Source organism: Flavobacterium sp. GW821-FHT11G01 (assembly GCF_058808175.1).
Map to the genome: position 1 here is coordinate 173,101 of NZ_JBXARK010000004.1, position 18,218 is coordinate 191,318.

Annotated in this window: 12 protein-coding genes; 5 read left to right on the forward strand and 7 right to left on the reverse strand. The window is 32.7% G+C overall.

All coding sequences use genetic code 11. The annotated features are described in order from the left end of the window. Position 1 precedes the first annotated feature (1 nt). Together AC1RRN_RS09570 and AC1RRN_RS09575 are read left to right on the forward strand one after the other, a co-directional pair. Entirely contained in the window at positions 2–1,675 is a 1,674-nt protein-coding gene (locus AC1RRN_RS09570; RefSeq protein ID WP_492967083.1) for a S8 family serine peptidase, read from the forward strand. Positions 1,676–1,687: 12 nt separating this feature from the next. Next, entirely contained in the window at positions 1,688–2,926 is a 1,239-nt protein-coding gene (locus AC1RRN_RS09575; RefSeq protein ID WP_492967084.1) for a peptidoglycan-binding domain-containing protein, read from the forward strand. 51 nt (positions 2,927–2,977) lie between these two features. On the opposite strand, the gene pheT is transcribed toward AC1RRN_RS09575, so the two are convergent. The 7 genes from pheT to AC1RRN_RS09610 form a co-directional block, all read right to left on the reverse strand. Beyond that, complete coding sequence (pheT, locus tag AC1RRN_RS09580; protein ID WP_492967298.1) at positions 2,978–5,434, reverse strand: phenylalanine--tRNA ligase subunit beta; 2,457 nt, start codon at positions 5,432–5,434, stop codon at positions 2,978–2,980. 232 nt (positions 5,435–5,666) lie between these two features. Further along, on the reverse strand, positions 5,667–6,596 hold the full coding sequence (locus AC1RRN_RS09585; RefSeq protein ID WP_492967085.1) for a PorP/SprF family type IX secretion system membrane protein: 930 nt from the start codon (positions 6,594–6,596) through the stop codon (positions 5,667–5,669). Continuing rightward, positions 6,589–8,775: a T9SS type B sorting domain-containing protein gene (locus AC1RRN_RS09590; protein ID WP_492967086.1), complete on the reverse strand. Its 2,187-nt coding sequence runs from the start codon at positions 8,773–8,775 to the stop codon at positions 6,589–6,591. Before AC1RRN_RS09590 ends, AC1RRN_RS09585 begins: the two co-directional genes overlap by 8 nt. Positions 8,776–8,824: 49 nt before the next feature. After that, positions 8,825–9,688, reverse strand: coding sequence for a bestrophin family protein (locus tag AC1RRN_RS09595; protein WP_492967087.1), 864 nt, complete (start codon positions 9,686–9,688; stop codon positions 8,825–8,827). A 26-nt stretch (positions 9,689–9,714) separates the two neighbouring features. Next, entirely contained in the window at positions 9,715–11,025 is a 1,311-nt protein-coding gene (locus AC1RRN_RS09600; protein WP_492967088.1) for a TolC family protein, read from the reverse strand. Between the two features lie 52 nt (positions 11,026–11,077). Further along, positions 11,078–14,173: an efflux RND transporter permease subunit gene (locus tag AC1RRN_RS09605; protein WP_492967089.1), complete on the reverse strand. Its 3,096-nt coding sequence runs from the start codon at positions 14,171–14,173 to the stop codon at positions 11,078–11,080. Between the two features lie 100 nt (positions 14,174–14,273). After that, positions 14,274–15,335 carry an efflux RND transporter periplasmic adaptor subunit gene (locus AC1RRN_RS09610; RefSeq protein WP_492967090.1) on the reverse strand — a complete coding sequence of 354 codons (1,062 nt, stop codon included), beginning with the start codon at positions 15,333–15,335 and terminating at the stop codon, positions 14,274–14,276. A gap of 538 nt (positions 15,336–15,873) precedes the next feature. On the opposite strand from AC1RRN_RS09610, the gene AC1RRN_RS09615 reads away from it, so the two are divergent. The 3 genes from AC1RRN_RS09615 to AC1RRN_RS09625 all read left to right on the forward strand — a co-directional run bounded on the left by AC1RRN_RS09615 (position 15,874) and on the right by AC1RRN_RS09625 (position 18,058). Further along, positions 15,874–16,470, forward strand: coding sequence for a DUF6436 domain-containing protein (locus AC1RRN_RS09615; protein ID WP_492967091.1), 597 nt, complete (start codon positions 15,874–15,876; stop codon positions 16,468–16,470). 25 nt (positions 16,471–16,495) lie between these two features. Next, positions 16,496–17,356: a hypothetical protein gene (locus AC1RRN_RS09620; protein ID WP_492967092.1), complete on the forward strand. Its 861-nt coding sequence runs from the start codon at positions 16,496–16,498 to the stop codon at positions 17,354–17,356. Between the two features lie 96 nt (positions 17,357–17,452). Beyond that, complete coding sequence (locus tag AC1RRN_RS09625) at positions 17,453–18,058, forward strand: PAS domain-containing protein (RefSeq protein ID WP_492967093.1); 606 nt, start codon at positions 17,453–17,455, stop codon at positions 18,056–18,058. The last annotated feature ends 160 nt before the right edge of the window (positions 18,059–18,218 follow it).

An 18,218-nucleotide genomic window follows, 5' to 3' on the forward strand; every position in this document is an offset into this window, starting at 1 on the left:
CATGGATCCACGACTAAAAATAATATTATATGGCAATCAGGATGAAGAATTATCGTTGTTAATGCGTCTGGAAAAAGAAAAAGAATATCCGGAACATTGTAAGATTATTTCAGAATTTGGAACAATTGTAAGCATCAGAACACAGCGCCGTTATTTATGCCGAATTTACAATAGCAAGAAAGTAAAAAGTTTAAAAGCACCCAGTGTGGTTCCGGCAAATATTGCAATAGAACAAGTTTCATCAAATGAAATTTTAGACAAAAAAAATGATGTCTCAGATGGAAATGTTTCAAATGTTGTTTTTGGAATTATAGATTTTGGTTTTGATTTTTCACATCCGGATTTTATTAAAAATGATAAAACACGTTTCGAGAAAATCTGGGTACAATCTGATCGATATGAGGAAAACAAATTTGGCTATGGAAGAATTATTTCTAAAGCTCAGATTAACGAAGCGTTATTAGATGAATTTCCATTTAAAAAAATAGGCTATCATCCAGGAAAATTAGATTTGTTTGGTAATGGTACGCATGGCACGCACGTTCTCGGAATTGCCTGTGGGAATGGTGCGGTTGCGCAAAAAAGTTTCGCTCCTGATGTTGAAATTTTGGCAGTTGATATGGGAGTAAATCTGGTAAATGGCTGTAATTTATCTCTGGGCGATTCGGTTAAATTAATCGAAGGTATTGATTTTTTACTGACAGAAGCCGGAGATCGTCCAATTGTAATAAATATGAGTCTTGGCGGCCACGGAGACGCACATACAGGACAAACATTAGTAGAACAGGCGATTGATTATATTTTGACAACTAAAAAGGGAACCGCCATAGTACAAAGTACGGGCAATTATCATCAGGCAAACGTACATGCTTATGGTGATATCAAATTCAATCAAAAAATTAAGATACCATGGATGTTTAAAAAATACGATCGCACGCCAAACGAAATGGAAATTTGGTATCATGGAGATGATATTTTGAGTGTGAACATATATGATGATAATCAGAAAATATTGCTTTCGTCGACACCATTCAAAGACGAATTGATTCTAAAAGATGGTGATGAAGTGGGGATTTGTCTGCATAGGCGTAATGAACCCAATACCAATAAAAACCAAATTAATATTCTGGTCAATGGTAAATTAAACTCTAAATTCTGGACCATTGAATTGGTTGGAAATAAGGTGAAAAACGGAAGATATCATTGTTATATAGAACGCGATGATGGCGGACAATCTATTTTTTTACCCAAAATTGCAAATAAAACACATACAACCAACTCAATTTGCAATTCGAAATATAGTATTGTTGTTGGTGCATACAATCAAAATGATGATGCAAAACCTATTTTATCGTTTAGCAGTTCAGGCCCAACTGTCGATGGACGCATGAAGCCAGAAGTTGTGGCGCCAGGTTTTAAAATAAGATCATCCTGTTCTTCTTCCAGCAAAGAAAACAGAGCTTCCAATAAACTTACTTCTAAAAGCGGAAGTAGCATGGCAGCGCCTTTTGTGGCTTCTCTGGTAATGAAAATTCTTGAAAAAGAACCACAGCTTGATATCATGTCCATCAGAAAAAAGCTTTTTAAAGCCTGTGATTCTGCCTCTTTTAAAGAAAATTCCATTGAAATATTCAGAGCCGGACATGGTTATATCAATCCTAATAAAATAATATAAACATTAAATATTATGGAAAATTTAGTTTCTAATCCGTCGATTATAAATCAGAATCCTGAAACTGTTTCACCTCCGGAATTATTGCGTAATAGTGTTGGATTGAATGCAGTGAATAATCCGCAGGACGTTCTGCAAATTCAAAATTATCTCAAAGAGTTAGGTTATCCGGTTGCTGTTAGTGGAAATATAGCTAATAGTCAGACTGATACTACTATAATTTCAATTTTGAATTTTCAGGCTAATAACAATATTCAGGTTACCGGAATCATTAATCCGAATGATACCGCTCATACTGCTTTAAAACAATTACCTAGAGGAATTACCGCGCTTACAGAAAGTGAAGACGAATCCCTGCATCAGCCGTTTTTAACCAATTCCTTTCTCTTTAGAAGAAATGCCGGAAATGCAAATACTCTAAATGTTATTTTTGAAGGAGATTCGTGGCTGGATTATCCTGTTCCAAGAATTTTAGATTTGTACGATACAATAACAGATCGCAATCAAAGGCTAAATTTGAATTGCCTTCATTTGGCAAAATTTGGAGAAACAACTTCGCAAATGTATGCTGACAGAACTCATTTTGTACAATATGTAAGCGGTTATCGAATTGACCGAATTTATTTTAGTGGAGGAGGAAATGACGTTTTTCCGCAACTTGGAAGGATATTAAATGCAGGAGTTACGACATTTAATTCCAGCTTTTTTACGGATCAGGCAAAATTAAATGAACTCCGAAGTTTATCAGGAGATGCTTTATATCAAAAATGTATTTTGTATAAAAGATTTTTAAATACCAATACTTTTGACAGCGCACTTTTTAATTCAGCAAATCTCAATTCTATTTTTACTACAATAATGCAAAATTACATGGGATTTGGAAGTATTGTAAACGCACATTGTACGCCAAACACCATATTTTATATGCATACTTATGATTATCCTTTATTCAAACTTGGTGTACAGCCTTCAATTGCGGGATTAAGTTTGCCTTTAGGACCATGGATAAAACCTGTTCTTGACCGATTGGGAATTACAGATGAAATTTTGAGATGTTATATTATCATCCGATTATTAGATCGCTTTTATGCACTTTTATGGCAAATAAAAAATCATTTCAATTATAACGGTTATCGTTTTCAGAGCAGAATAATAGATTACCGCGGTCTTTTAAATTCATCAGAATACTGGAGAGATGAAATACATCCTAATTCAGTAGGAGCAAGGAGGTTATCAACACGTGTAACTTTTTAAAATAGAAAAACCCGACTTGTTAAGGTCGGGTTTCTTATAAATAGAAGCTTTTTATCTCAAAACTGCTCCAAGTTCAGTTTCAAAAGTCTGCTGTAATTTTGTCATTATTTTATCAATTTGACTATCTGTTAGCGTCTTCGTATTGTCCTGAATAGTAAAACTCAAGGCATATGATTTTTTGCCTTCCGGAAGATTTTTACCTTCATAAACATCAAATAAATTAATGTCTTTTAAAAGTGCTTTCTCGGTTTGTTTTGCCAGGTTAAAGATGCTTTCATATGTTGTACTTTGATCAATTAGCAAAGCTAAATCTCTACGAACTTCAGGGTATTTAGGAATTTCAGAATATTTAATTTTACCTGTGATAATTTTAAGTATTAAATCCCAATTAAAATCTGCATAATAAACATCTTGTTTGATCCCGAAATGCTTTAAAATTGATTTCTTGATCACACCCATTTCAACTAAAGTATCATTGTTATAACAAATCGCAGTTCCTTCTGAAAATATATCAGTTTGAACTGGAGCATTCGAAATTTTATCAATTCCTAAACGTGATAAAATACCTTTTACATATCCTTTCATTAAAAAGAAATCGGTGGTTTTTTGCGGATTTGTCCAGCTTTCTTTATTTCTGTTTCCAGAAATTAATAAAGAAAGATGTTTATGCTCCTCGTATCCATTAAGAAATTTGTGGTAAGTTTTTCCGAATTCAAATAACTTTAGATCAGAATTTCTTCTGTTAATATTGTATGAAATAGCTTCTAAACCTGAGAACAATAAAGATTGGCGCATTGTAGACAAATCACTGCTCAACGGATTAAGCATTGTAACATTGTGTTCTTCTTTTAATGAAGTTGATAATTTTGCATACGCTGCAGTAGTCAAAGAATTCGCCATCATTTCATGGAAACCTTGAGAATTCAATTGAGAAGCAATTACATTTTGAACTTTATAATCTTCAGTTCTTGGTGAGTTGGCAACAGTAGCATTGAATTTCTTAGAGAAATTAATGTTATTATAGCCATAAACTCTTAATATTTCTTCGATTACATCAATTTCACGCTGTACATCAACACGATAAGCCGGAATTGTCAATCCTAAACCAGAATCAGATACGCTGTTTACTTTGATATCTAAAGAAACCAGAATTTTTTTGATGGTATCTTTTGGAATTTCCTGTCCAATAATTTTATAAACATGACTGAAATTCAATAAAACAGAGAAATCTTCTATTTTTTTAGGATATACTTCAACAACATCAGATGTAAGTTTACCACCTGCAACTTCCAAAATTAAAATGGCAGCACGTTTTAAGGCATATTCTGTTATAGTTGGGTCAATTCCTCTTTCAAATCTGAAAGAAGCATCTGTGTTTAAGCCGTGTCTCTTAGCTGTTTTACGAATGCTCACGGCATCAAAATAAGCACTTTCTAAGAATATTGAAGTTGTACCATCAGTAACGCCTGATTTTTTTCCTCCAAAAACTCCCGCAATACATAAAGGGCCTTTTTCGTCACAAATCATCAAATCTTCTTTGTGCAGTGTTCTTTCAACATCGTCTAAAGTTGTGAATTTAGTTCCTTCAGGAAGTGTTTTCACAATTATCTTTCCGTTGATTTTTGCAGCATCAAAGGCATGTAAAGGTTGTCCTAATTCATGTAGTACATAATTAGTAACGTCTACAATATTATTTTTTGGAGTTAATCCAATAGCTTTTAAACGATCTTGCAACCATGTTGGAGATTCCTGAACTGTTATTCCAGAAATAGTTACACCGCAATATCTTGGAGCTAAATGAGTATCTTCAACATTAACGTCAATTTTTAAAGTACGCATATCGACTCTAAAATTACTTACAGATGGTGTAATTAATTCTACGTTTACACCACGTTGTAGCATTCCTGCTCTTAAATCACGTGCAGTTCCATAATGACTCATAGCATCAGCACGGTTTGGAGTTAATCCAATCTCGAATACCTCATCATTTGCAATTTTGAAAACTTCTGCAGCCGGAGTTCCAGGTTCTAATGCATCATCAAGAATCATGATTCCGTCGTGACTTGTACCTAAGCCTAATTCATCTTCGGCACAAATCATTCCGTGACTTTCCTGTCCGCGAATTTTTCCTCTTTTGATAGTAAATTCAGCACCTTCCTTATCATATAAAACAGTTCCAATAGTAGCAACAGGAACTTTTTGTCCTGCAGCAACATTGGCAGCACCACAAACGATTTGTACTGGAGCTTCTAAACCAATATTTACAGTTGTAACTTTTAATCTGTCAGCATCAGGGTGTTTTTCACAAGTAAGTACGTGTCCTACAACAACTCCTTCTAAACCACCTTTTATAGATTGGTATTTTTCAACAACTTCGACTTCCAGACCCAAATCTGTAAGCAATTCTGAAGTTTGTTCAGATGTCCAATCTGTTTTAATAAATTGTTTTAACCAGTTGTAAGATATTTTCATGTTAACTATATTATTCTTGTATGAGGATACAAATATAAGGATTGCTCGTTGGAGTTGGAAACTATTTATTTGGTTTTTTCTGGCTGTTTTTAATTTATTGAAAATCAGTAGTTACAAATTATTCCGTATTTTAATGTCTGCTATTTTGATAATTAACTATAAAAATCGGACTATAAAAAAGAATATGAAATTATAGTGTCTTATGAAAACTCAAATAAACTGCTTTTCTTCAATTAAAGGGTAAAATAAATGCTAGCTCAGAAAACACTCAATAAATTTTGCAGCTACATTTTTCACTATTTTCATTTAGTAGCGTATAGGTCAACAAAAAGGTATGTGTACCATTATTATAACGACTAAATTTAGTTATAGATTGATCATAAGAATAACCAACTTTCAAATTATCAAATATACGAACTCCAAAAAGAAGCCCAACACTAGAATTATAATCAAAATTTAAACTGGCAATATATTTTTCATACCAATTCAGGTTCAATGAAGTAAGAACACTTACAGGAGCGCCTTCTGTAACTCTGATCAAAGCTGTTGGTGTTAAGCTAACATCACGTTGTAATTCAAATTTATAACCTGTGTTTAAATAATAATTATTCTTTCTTTTTGATAGAACAGTTGAATAATTTGCATTGTAATACTTTGATACAAGAACATTTGGAGTTGAAATACCAATGAAAAATTTATCAGAATATAAGTTTACTCCCAATCCCAGTATTAGTGATAAATGATTTTCAAAACCAGAATTAAAAACATCCTCACCAGGTTGATATACATCAAGTTGATTCATATCGACTTTATAAGAGTTCAATCCGGATTTTAGCCCTAAAGCTAATTTATATTTGTAGTTTAAATCGAGATAATAAGCGAAATTTCCTTCGATATTATATTCTCTTGCCGGACCAATAACATCATGGTATAAACTTATGCCAAGTCCGATTTTTTCATAAGGTAATTTGGTGTCAACAGATAAATATTGTGTTTTTGGAGCACCATCAAATCCATACCATTGAGTGGAATAAATTCCTGCTATATTCAGTCCGTCAGCTGCTCCTGCAAAAGCTGGATTGTAAATCAAAGGATTATAATTGAATATCGATAATTTGGAATCATTTTGTGATCTAACCGCATACGATAGAAATAGGACTGCAACAAAAACTAGTATTTTTTTTAGATTGCTATTCATTGTTGCTGATATAAAGAAAACCTTTTTGCAAATTATTTTCTGATGAAACGGTTTTCTTAAAGTTTATGATATAAAAATAAGAACCTGTTGGTAGTTTTTTACTCTTCTGAAATACTTCTCCGGCATTTGCTTCACCATAAAAATAATTTTCATTTATACCATATTTAGCTGTTTTATAAACTAATTGACCAAAACGATTATAAATTTCAACCGTATTTTCCGGAAAAAATTCTATATTTTTTATGACAAAATGATTATTCATATCGTTCCCGTCAATTGTAATAGAATTGTAAATCACCAACTGACATGGAATTACCGAAACCAAAATGGCAGATCTTTTGATGCTTTCACAATTGGTTTCAGGATCAAATATAGACGCATAATAGGTAGTACCATTGTGAACAGGAGAATTATCTGAGAGAGGATTAATAGCATTTTCTGAATCATAAAAAATCATTTCGGCATTATTGTCTCTCAAAGCGCGAATGACTAATTCGTCATCTAAACATAATTCTTTCTTATAACTTTCAGGTAATGTATTTGCGGGGTCTTGCAAAACGATGCTAACTTTCAGACGGTCTTTACTTTCACATCCTGTTTGTAAATCTGTTTGGACTGCATAATAGATACCGTTAATTAATGTTGTTGAAACATTTAATGCGTTCGTATCCGTTGGACTTTTAAACCATTTTATTCCAGTACCTTTTGTAACAATATCCGCAATGATTGGTTTGTCAATAGTACAGAAATATTGGGTTGCATCACCGGTTGGAGCGGGTAGATTTGAAACTGATGCCACAAAAGCAAGTCGTTTTCCTAAACAACTATTATCGCTTATTGCACTATAATAGGTTGCTTTATCAACTAAAGGGGTTGTGCGTGGTAATTCTGTTGTTGATGTTAAACTGCTAAACCATTTCAGATTTTGATTCCCAATATTTATAGCACTAATCGTTGCATTTTGATTACAGAATTTTTGATTAAGATTTAAAATAGGTTCCGCAGTAGGATTGTTATTAATTAAAACAGGTTTAATCAAATTAAATGTACAGCCACTTTCGGTTGTGGCCGTTAGTTTAACGTTATAATTTCCTGAGGTCGTAAAAATATGTTTGGGATTTTTTTCAGTCGAAGTTGTTCCGTCTCCAAAATCCCAATTCCATTTTACATTAGGTTCGCTTGTTGTGGTCTGGTTCTCAAAAATTACAGGATTAAAAGTAGTCTGGCTAGTAATGCAAGAGGTTTTTGCCTCAAATAGAGGCGAAATTTTTGTTGGTTTTGTTAAAGCAATCTGGATTTTTGATTCGCAAAGATTGGCATTACTAAAAGCAGTCATCGTACATTCAAAAATAGCGCCTTCCGGATAATCTGCCAAAGGTAAAGAGGTAGTTTGTTCTGCGAGGCCAACGGGTTGTCCTTCATAAGTCCAAAGGTATTTGCTGAATCCGTAAGGTGCAGATAATTCAAAATTAACATCACTCGCGCATACTTTTAAATCTGCTTTTAATTTAGCGCATTTCGCTGAAATATAGGCGTAACCAAAATGCTCTCCAAAAACGCAATCTTTTGTTGTAAATTCAATATTTACTGTACTTCCGATGTAAGCGGATAAATTGACTCCAACTGTTTTCCATTCAGTCCATAAAGTCTTATGTTGACGGTTAGTTAAGGGGTCTATATATGTACAAGCGTTAAAATCCTGACCTTCCTGGCCGGCATAAACTTTATAATCACCACAAAGAGGGTCGATAGTTCCTCCATATACAGTTGCAATTCGGGCGCTAAATTCGGGTTGTTCATTGGGTTTGTGACCAGGGTCTTCAACCACGATAGCATATTTGTATAAAAAAATGCTGTTTTCTGGCGTAACATTCATCGAGTAAACTAACATTTCTGCCTCGGAGCCTGCAAATTCATTTCCTAGCTTTGCTGAAAAAGATTCACCAGGAGGTATTGTAGTTAACTTATTACAAGTTCGCGAATCTAATGATGATGTAGTAATAATGTTATGTCTGGTTGGCATAAAACCTTTTGACAAATAAGGATTATTATATATGCCATTATAGCCTTCCCAGCCGGAAAAGTTTCCAGCTGAAAAATCCGAATTATAGCATTCAGACTGACTGAATCCTAAATTTATCGATAGAAGTAATAATATTAAAAGATACTTATTTAACATATATTGTACTAATATATTAAAAATATATGTTAAATGTACACTTCTTAAATTAAATCAATTCTTCAACGTGTTTTTTGATATTTTCTGAAATCTTCTTAATTGGTAAATCATTTTCATCATCACCAAAAGGATCTTCAATTTCTTCAGCAATTAACTCCAAACTTGCCAAAACATAAAAAATAAAAACCACTACTGGAACTACATAATACCCAAGACTTAAAGAATAGCCAAAAGGCAAAGTCATCGTGTAAAAAAAGATAAACTTTTTAATAAAAGCACTGTAAGAGTAGGGAATAGGTGTGTTTTTGATTCGCTCACAAGCTCCACAGATATCAGTAAAAGCAACCAGCTCGTTATTTAAAATAATAAGCTGATCGCCTGTAATTTTTTTGGCTTCGTATAAGTCATTAATTTTATGGGACATCATACGTTTCACCTGATTAGGTTTGTGTTTATGATGATCCAATTCTAAATCTACATCGTCAAAAAGCTGTTTTGCAGTTTCAGAATTATTTAAATGTTTGTATAAGATCGAGGCATAACCTGGAATAAACTTCCTGAAAAATTTACGATCATTTTCATCTTGTAAAATAGCCGATAGTTTTATGGCAAAATTGCGGCTGTTGTTTACTAAACCGCCCCAAAGTTTTCTGGCTTCCCACCAACGATCATAAGCCGTATTGGTTCTGAAAACCAATAAAAGCGATATTACAAAACCTAATATTCCATGCATTAACGGAATATTTTTGATATAATGATTGGTGTCAATTCCCAGATAAACAACCTCTAAATAACCTACAATTCCGGAATAAATTCCAATTGCAATCATTATCGGAAATAGTTTTCGAACAGTATCGGATTTATGGAAATGAAAAATAAAAGTAAACCACTCCTTAGTATTATATGCAATCATTCAGCTTTGTTTTGAAACAAATTTACTTAAAAATTAATATTTCCAGCTAATTCTTTTAATGCAATTTCAGATAATTTAGCTACATATTGTGCATTACTATAACGCACTTTTGCATTAACATAATTAAGCTGAGCCGTTCTGAAATCAAGTGTTGTTATGGTTCCGATTTTGAATTTATCCAGTGTAATTTCTAAATTTTGTCTGGCAATAGCTTCGTTATCTTCTTCAAGATCAATTAATTCTAAATTGGTTAAATATGTTTGAAAAGCAGTGCTTAATTGTGTATTTAGAATCATATTTTGTTGCTCAATTGCGATTTGAGAATTTTCAATTTCCAGTTTTGCTACTTTTTCATTTCGATGTTGATTAAAACCATCAAAGATGTTTAGAGTTGCGTTAAAACCATAATTTAAACCCCTTGCTGAAGACTGGCTTGTAAATCCTAAGCTAGATTGGTTTTCTGAAAAATTGTAGCCAGAAGTTAAGTTTACAACAGGATATCGGTCTGCTTTTACTTGTTTTAATTGTAATTCGGCAATTCGTTTATTGATAATCTGAGCTTCTAAGCCAGGATTTTGTTTTTGTGCCAATTCCATTAAATTAGCCAAAACCAATGTATTGTCAACAGTAACCAAATCAATAACTTTAAAATCGATTTTTGGGTCACGTGCTAAATATTGATTTAGTAATATCTTAGCATTTATATAGGATTCTTTTTGTCTTAATAAGGCAACCTGATCTGAATTTAAATCTACCTGAGCATTTAAAACTTCTAATTTTGAAGCTTTACCGATGCTAAAACGGTTTTGAGCTAACTTTAAACGTTGTTGAGAAATTACGATTGTAGTGTCTAATGCAGCTAATTGTTGTTGCTGTTGTACTAAATCATAATAAGAAGAATTTACCTGTGCAATCTTAATTAAAATCGTTTGTTTTAATTGAGCGTCGCCCAGTTTTTGAAGTTCTTTTAACTGATCAAGTCTGGCAAACATTTTCATACCATCAAAGACAGTCCAGCCTAAACTGACGCCGTAGTTCAAACTGTTATTTTTTGCGTTATCCAAAGAGGTTGAAGTACCATCCTGACGTGTTTGCGATGAATTCTGGATACTGTTATTGTCTGTTATTGAAGCCGTTGCAACAGGTAACATTCCTGCATTTCCAATTGTAACGTTGGTCTCGCTTATTTTTGTGTTATTCTTGGCAATCTTAATTTCAAAATTATTTTCTAAAGCGATTTTCATAGCATCTTCAATAGTCAGAACTTCCTGCGCATTTATATGTGTAATGCAAAAGAAGAAGAATATCAAACTGCGGAACAAAATTTTAGTATTCATATTTGTTTTCTTTTACCCCGAATTCAATTGACTCAAATTCGGGGCTAATAAATTATTTACTTTCTTTTTCGTATTCGTCAATATGATCAAATTCCGGATAATGTTTTCTGGCTTTAGACCACATTAAATAAATCGCCGGAATTACAAAAAGCGTTAATGCTAAAGAGAAAATAGTCCCCCCAACAATTACAACTCCCATCCCGATTCTACTTGTAGATGCCGCTCCAAGTGACATTGCAATTGGCAACGCGCCTAAGGCAATCGCTAAACTCGTCATTAAAATCGGTCGTAAACGTGCTTCTGAAGCTTCTAAAATAGCTTCTAATTTTGGTTTTCCCTGTTCTCGTAACTGATTGGCAAACTCCACGATTAAAATACCGTTTTTAGTTACCAGTCCGATAAGCATTACCGTTCCAATCTGACTAAAGATATTCCATGTCTGATTGAATAACCATAATGAAAATAATGCTCCGGCAACCGCCATTGGTACCGTTAAAATAATAATAAACGGATCAATAAAACTTTCAAATTGTGCTGCAAGAATTAAAAAGATTAACAATAAAGCCAATCCAAAAGCAAAAGAAGTATTTGAGCTACTTTCAACAAAATCTCTTGATTCTCCACTTAAATCGGTTGTAAAACTTTCATCCAGAACTTTGGCTTTAATTCTATCCATTTCTTCAATACCATCACTGATACTTTTTCCCGGTGCTAAACCTGCAGAAACTGTAGCCGACATATATCTGTTATTATGATACAATTGTGGTGGATTACTTTGTTCCTCAACCTTAACTACGTTGTCCATCTGAATCAATTCTCCATTTTTGTTTTTCACGAACATCGACGTTAAATCCAAAGGCTTAGAGCGGTCTTTTTGATCAAACTGACCAATTACCTGATATTGTTTTCCATTTTTAATGAAATATCCAAAACGTTGTCCACTTAATGAAAGTTGTAACGTTTGAGCAATATCAATGATTGAGATTCCTAAACTTTCCGCTTTTTCACGGTCAATACTAACATTGATTTCAGGTTTGTTAAATTTCAAATTTACATCTGTAGTAGAGAAAACATCACTTTTACCAACTTCATCCATAAAAACTGGAATTTTTTCTCGTAATTTTTCAAAATTAGGAGCCTGAATAATATATTGAATTGGCAAACCTCCACGTCTGTTAACGGAAATTGTTGGCTGTTGAAGCACAGATGTCTTAGCGCTTGGATATTTTTTAGTCCATTTTGTTAATTGATCGGCAATATCTTTTTGTGACTTCGTTCTTTCGTCCGGATCTTTCAACGAAAGTCTTATGAAACCAGAATTTGTTGCAGAACCTCCTGAACCTCCGGCAGTAATTACTAAACTTACTTTTTTGTCCTGAATAGAATCATCAACCAATTTTGACATTTCCTGCATAAAACGGTTAGTATATTCATAAGAAGAACCTTCCGGAGTTGTCATACGCATCGTTACAGAACTACGGTCATCATATGGAGCCGTTTCTTTTGGAAGTATTGTAAAAAACAAATATATCAATCCAAAACAAGCAATTAAAATAGGAAAACTAATCCATTTTCTGTCCATAAAGCGATTTAATGCATCGGCATAACCACTATTTAATTTTTCAAAGAACGGCTCTGTTTTAATGTAGAATTTGGATTTTTTCTGTTCGCCGCCTTTCATTAAATAAGCGTTCAACATTGGTGTTAAAGTCAAAGATACAAAGGCAGAAATAAGTACGGCTGCACCAATTACAACTCCAAACTCCCGAAAGAGTCGCCCTACGAAACCTTCTAAGAAAATAACAGGTAAAAATACTGCTGCCAGAGTCACTGAAATCGATATTACGGCGTAGAATATCTCGTTAGAGCCTTTAATAGCAGCTTCAATTGGCGACATTCCTTCTTCAACTTTTTTGAAGATATTTTCAGTAACCACAATTCCGTCATCGACTACTAAACCAGTTGCCAGAACAATAGCTAAAAGAGTTAATACATTTATTGAGAATCCAAAAAGCCACATGATAAAAAACGTAGCAATTAACGATACCGGAATATCAATTAAAGGCCTGAAAGCAATTGCCCAATCTCTAAAAAACAAATAAATAATGATAATTACCAGAATGATCGAAATTCCAAGAGTTTCAGCTACTTCAAGTACTGATTTCTTTACAAACAGTGTATTATCAAGTGCAATATTTAATTTGATATCTTTTGGAAGATCCTTTTTTAAAGCGTCATATTTTTTATAAAACTCTTTTGAAATATCAAGATAATTGGCACCAGGCATTGGTACAATAGCCAATCCAATCATTGGAAGTCCTGAAGATGTTAATGAAGTTTCGATATTTTCAGGTCCTAATTCAGCACCTCCAACATCACTTAAACGAACAATTTTATCGCCATCAGTACGAATAATTATATTATTAAATTCTTCGGGTTTAGATAAATTCCCGATTGTTTTTACAGTTAATTCGGTGTTATTTCCAGTTAGTTTTCCTGAAGGTAATTCGACATTTTGTGCATTTAATGCGTCGCGAACTTCTGCAACTGTACAACCGTAAGCTGTTAATTTTACAGGATCGATCCATAAACGCATTGCGTAGCGTTTTTGTCCCCAAATTTGTACGCCACTTACTCCGGGAATTGTTTCTAAACGTTGCGAAATAACATTTTCAGCATAATCACTTAATTCTAAAGAACTTCTGGTGTCACTCTGAACTGTCATGGAAATAATAGATTCACTATCAGCATCAGCTTTAGAAACTACCGGTGGCGCATCAATATCTTGTGGTAAACTTCTAACCGCTTGCGAAACCTTGTCACGAACATCATTTGCGGCTTCTTCAAGGTTTTTATCTAAGTTAAATTCTATGGTAATATTACTGCTTCCCTGATTACTTGACGATGTAATATTTCTAATTCCGTCAATGGCATTTACTGCTTTTTCAAGAGGTTCTGTAATTTGTGATTCAATAATATCAGAATTGGCTCCGGTATAATTTGTTCTGATAGAAACCTGTGCCGGATCAATCGATGGGAATTCGCGAACACCCAAAAATGTATAACCAATGAAACCGAATAAAATAATCAAAAGATTCAGTACGATGGTTAAAACGGGTCTTCTTATACTTGTAGTTGATAAACTCATGTTAGATTTAGATTTAAGAATAAAGAAAATAGAACAAAGAGAATAGATTAAAGTTTTGAAAACTCATAATCCATAGCTCATAACTCAAAATTCAAAATCTCTATTTTTTTACATTAACTTTTATAGGAGCCTCGTTTTTCAATGACATAACTCCACTTGTGATTAAAGTATCACCTGCTTTTAATCCTGAAAGAATTAAAATTGAAGCATCTGTTCTTGTTGTTGCATCAACCATAATTTCCTTAGCTTTCCCCATATTAGCTATATACACTTTTTTACCATCTTGCACAGGAACTATAGCTTCTGAAGGAACTAAAATTGCATCCTTAATAATACTCAAAGGTAGTTTTACATCAGCAAAAGTTCCGGGAAAAAGTTTTCCATCAATATTATCAGCAATGGCGCGAATTTGTAAAGTACGAGTTGCTACTTCTACTTCTGGTTCAATGGCATATATTTTTGCTGAATAAACTTTATCAGATCCTGAAACTGAAAAATCTATAGTCGAACCTGATTTTACTTGTGAAGCGTATTTTTCAGGAATAGAGAACGTTATTTTTAATTTTCCGGTGTTTACCAGTTTTGCTACTAAAACGGTTGGCGTTATGTAAGTTCCGGGCGAGATAGAACGCAAACCAATTTTTCCTGAAAATGGTGCTTTTACAGAAGTTTTAGCAATTTGTGCTTTAATTAATTGAGTTTGCGCTTTCATAGAAGCATAATCTGCATTTGCCACATCAAATTCTTCCTGACTTATAGCTTCTTTTTGAAGTAGTAGTTTTGCTCTTCTTTCGTTTTCAGCTGCCAAACCTTCTTTAGTTTGAGCTTGTCTTAATTGTGCTCTTAATTCAATATCATTTACTTTAAAAAGTACTTGTCCCTTATTTACATATGTACCTTCAGTAAAATAAATGCCTTCAACAATTCCTGAAACTTCACTGTGAATTTCTATTTGTTCATTAGCTTCGATAGATCCTGACAATGATAGGTTATTGTCAAACGTAGAAGTTTTAACAACAAGTCCTGTTACGGTTGTAGGACGGTCTTTATCGCCAGACTTTTTAGATTCGTCGTTTTTGCTTTTGTTAGAAACAACTCTATAGGCAATGAACCCTCCGAGCGCTATAATTAGTAGGGCATAAATTAGATTTTTTACTTTCATAAAATTGAGGTAAATGTTTTTTTGGGATTGTTTTTAGTAGCTTACAAATTTAACTTTTTGAACCGAAATCGAAAGAGGTTGGCTTTTATTTAACATTTGTATGTACAAGTTTTTAAATTAGATTATATATAAGACTGTTTTTGTTTACAAAGGTTTAATGTTGTTCTAAAAAAAAATTTTTGAATAACAATTTAGGTCTTTTTTAAATGAATGAAAAGTAAGACAAGTGGTCAAAATCGATTATTTTTTTAAGTTTTTACTGATAAAAAGCGTAAAATTACCTATTTGAAAAGTAAGAAAAAACACATGTTGGTGTTTTTTATCGTATTTTGTCCGATTTATTTTGCTCTTTATCGATTTTATTTGTAACATTGATAAAGTTAAACAATATGATGATTTTTTTGTGAGAAAATTAATGTTTTTGTGTACAAAACGTTAATATATGTAGGTTTTTTATTTGTATTAAGTTAATTTTTTTATTTTTTAAGAATTAATAAATTAACAACTGTTTATGTTTTAAATTAAAAATCGTCTATTTATGAAGAAAAAAATACTTCTTGGTTTATGGTTTACTTTTTTACTTGCTGCGATTTCTTTTTTGTTCTGGCAAAACGAATTTAAATACAGTTTGCCTACACCAGTTCCTGGAAATTATCATGAGATAGCTATGGGAAGTAAAATTGATTTAAAATGTTGCGTAACTGATCAAAGACCCGTTTTTATACATTTTTTTAATCCAGATTGTCCATGCTCTCGTTTTAATGTGCCACATGTTAGTGGTTTGATTAAAAAGTATGGAGACAGGATTAACTTTAAGATTGTAGTCCTAAACAAAGAAAAGACTTTCACAATCGAAGAAATTCAGAAAAAATTTGATGCTAAGATTCCTGTTTATTTTGATGAGGAAATAGCAAAAAATTGTGGCGTTTTTTCAACGCCTCAGGCGGTTCTTGTTGATGCTTCTCAAAACTTATATTATCGCGGAAACTATAATAAAACAAGATATTGTACCAATGCTGACAGTAATTATGCCGAACAGGCAATAGATTCTTTATTAAGTCATACAAATGCCCCTTCATTTGATGCTTTAGCTCTTCGAGCTTATGGATGTTCATTACCAAAATGCACTAAATAAATCTAACCTTAACATTACCTAAATTATGAAAGCAAAAGCTAGTTTGAACGAACAGGATTATCTGCACAGTTTTATGTCTACAATGACACAAAAATCGGATACGATTATTAATTATGTTCTTGCCATTTATTTTCTTCTCGGAATCGCATTAGCATTTAAATACGATACCTGGGAAATTGGGGCTGGAGTAGGTACCTTAAATTTATTAGCCTATTATTCGGCAAAATTTTTTCTTAAAAACTCAAAATTTTACCAATATGTTTTAGCGTTTGTACTTGCTATTTTCATGGCGCAATATATTTATCAGATGCATGGTTTGTTCGAAATGCATTTCACAGTTTTCATTGCCAGTACAATTCTGATTATTTATCAAAACTGGAAATTACAAATTCCGCTTACGCTTTTGGTGGTAGGACATCATATTGCCTTGGCTTATATGCAAAATTTTGTTTACAATGATCCAAAAGGAATACAATTGTATTTTTCACAAGTCAATTTTGACATGGAAACGCTAATTATACATATTGTATTGGCTGCGGTTGTTTTCTTTATGAACGGATATTGGGCTTACTACTTTAAAACACATAGTCAAAATCATATTTCTAAAATATCAGATGAATATGAATTGGAAAACATGAAATTGGCATCAGCAAAATATAGTTCTTTATCGGCTACTAAAGAATATAATGATTTTGTACACAGAACAACTTTAGACCTAAAATTGCCTGTAAGTTCAGTATTAAAACTTATTGATGTTTCAAAAGGGCATACAGATAACGATCAGCTTTTGAGTTATTTGGATATGATGCGTGATAGTGCCAAAAAAATTGATGATATGGTAAATGATATTCATGTTAAATCAATAAATAACAAACCTTTAAAGTAAAGACTCAAAACTCATTTGTATACAATAATTAATACTTTATGGAATCAAATATTATACTCAGAATGTAATTACATATTAATTTTAAATACAAAATTTATGGATACCAAGATTACCCGCCCGACGCCATCAGACAGAGAAGTTGATTGGAATAAGAATAAAGTATTACTCAGTAAAACAGATACAAAAGGAACTATTTTATACGCTAATGAAGATTTTATTGACGTGTCCGGTTATGATGAATTTGAGCTTATTGGACAACCTCACAACATCATTCGTCATCCTGATATGCCAAAAGTGATTTTTAAATTCTTATGGGATAGTATTAAATCGAGTAAAAATATTCATGTCATCATCAAAAACATGTCTAAAACGGGCAGATATTATTGGGTAATTACCGATTTTAAAATTATAGCCGATTCTGATGGGGAAATCGTTGGTTATTTTGGAACAAGAAAGTCTGTTCCTGAGGATATTATTGTAAAGTTCATCGAACCTCTGTATAAAAAGTTGTTGCATATAGAAGAAGCCAGCGGTATGTTAGCATCTGAGGAATATTTGATTGGTTTTTTAGAAGAACGCAAAAAAACATATATGGAATATATTGATCATCTCGTGACAACAGGAAAAGATGATAAAAATAAAGTAAGCAAAGGTCTTTTTACCGGTCTTTTTGAAAAGAAAGAGGCACCTAAAAAGAAATAATTAAAATTAATATGCTTCATTGTATCGACGAAAATATTCAAATCTAAATTTGCACCCCAACAAATCTAAATCACCCTTCAGAAGGACAATTGAATATTTACACTTACTTAATGTGTAATACAAGTTTGATACAATGAGGCTTTTTTTAAGTTTCAGATTT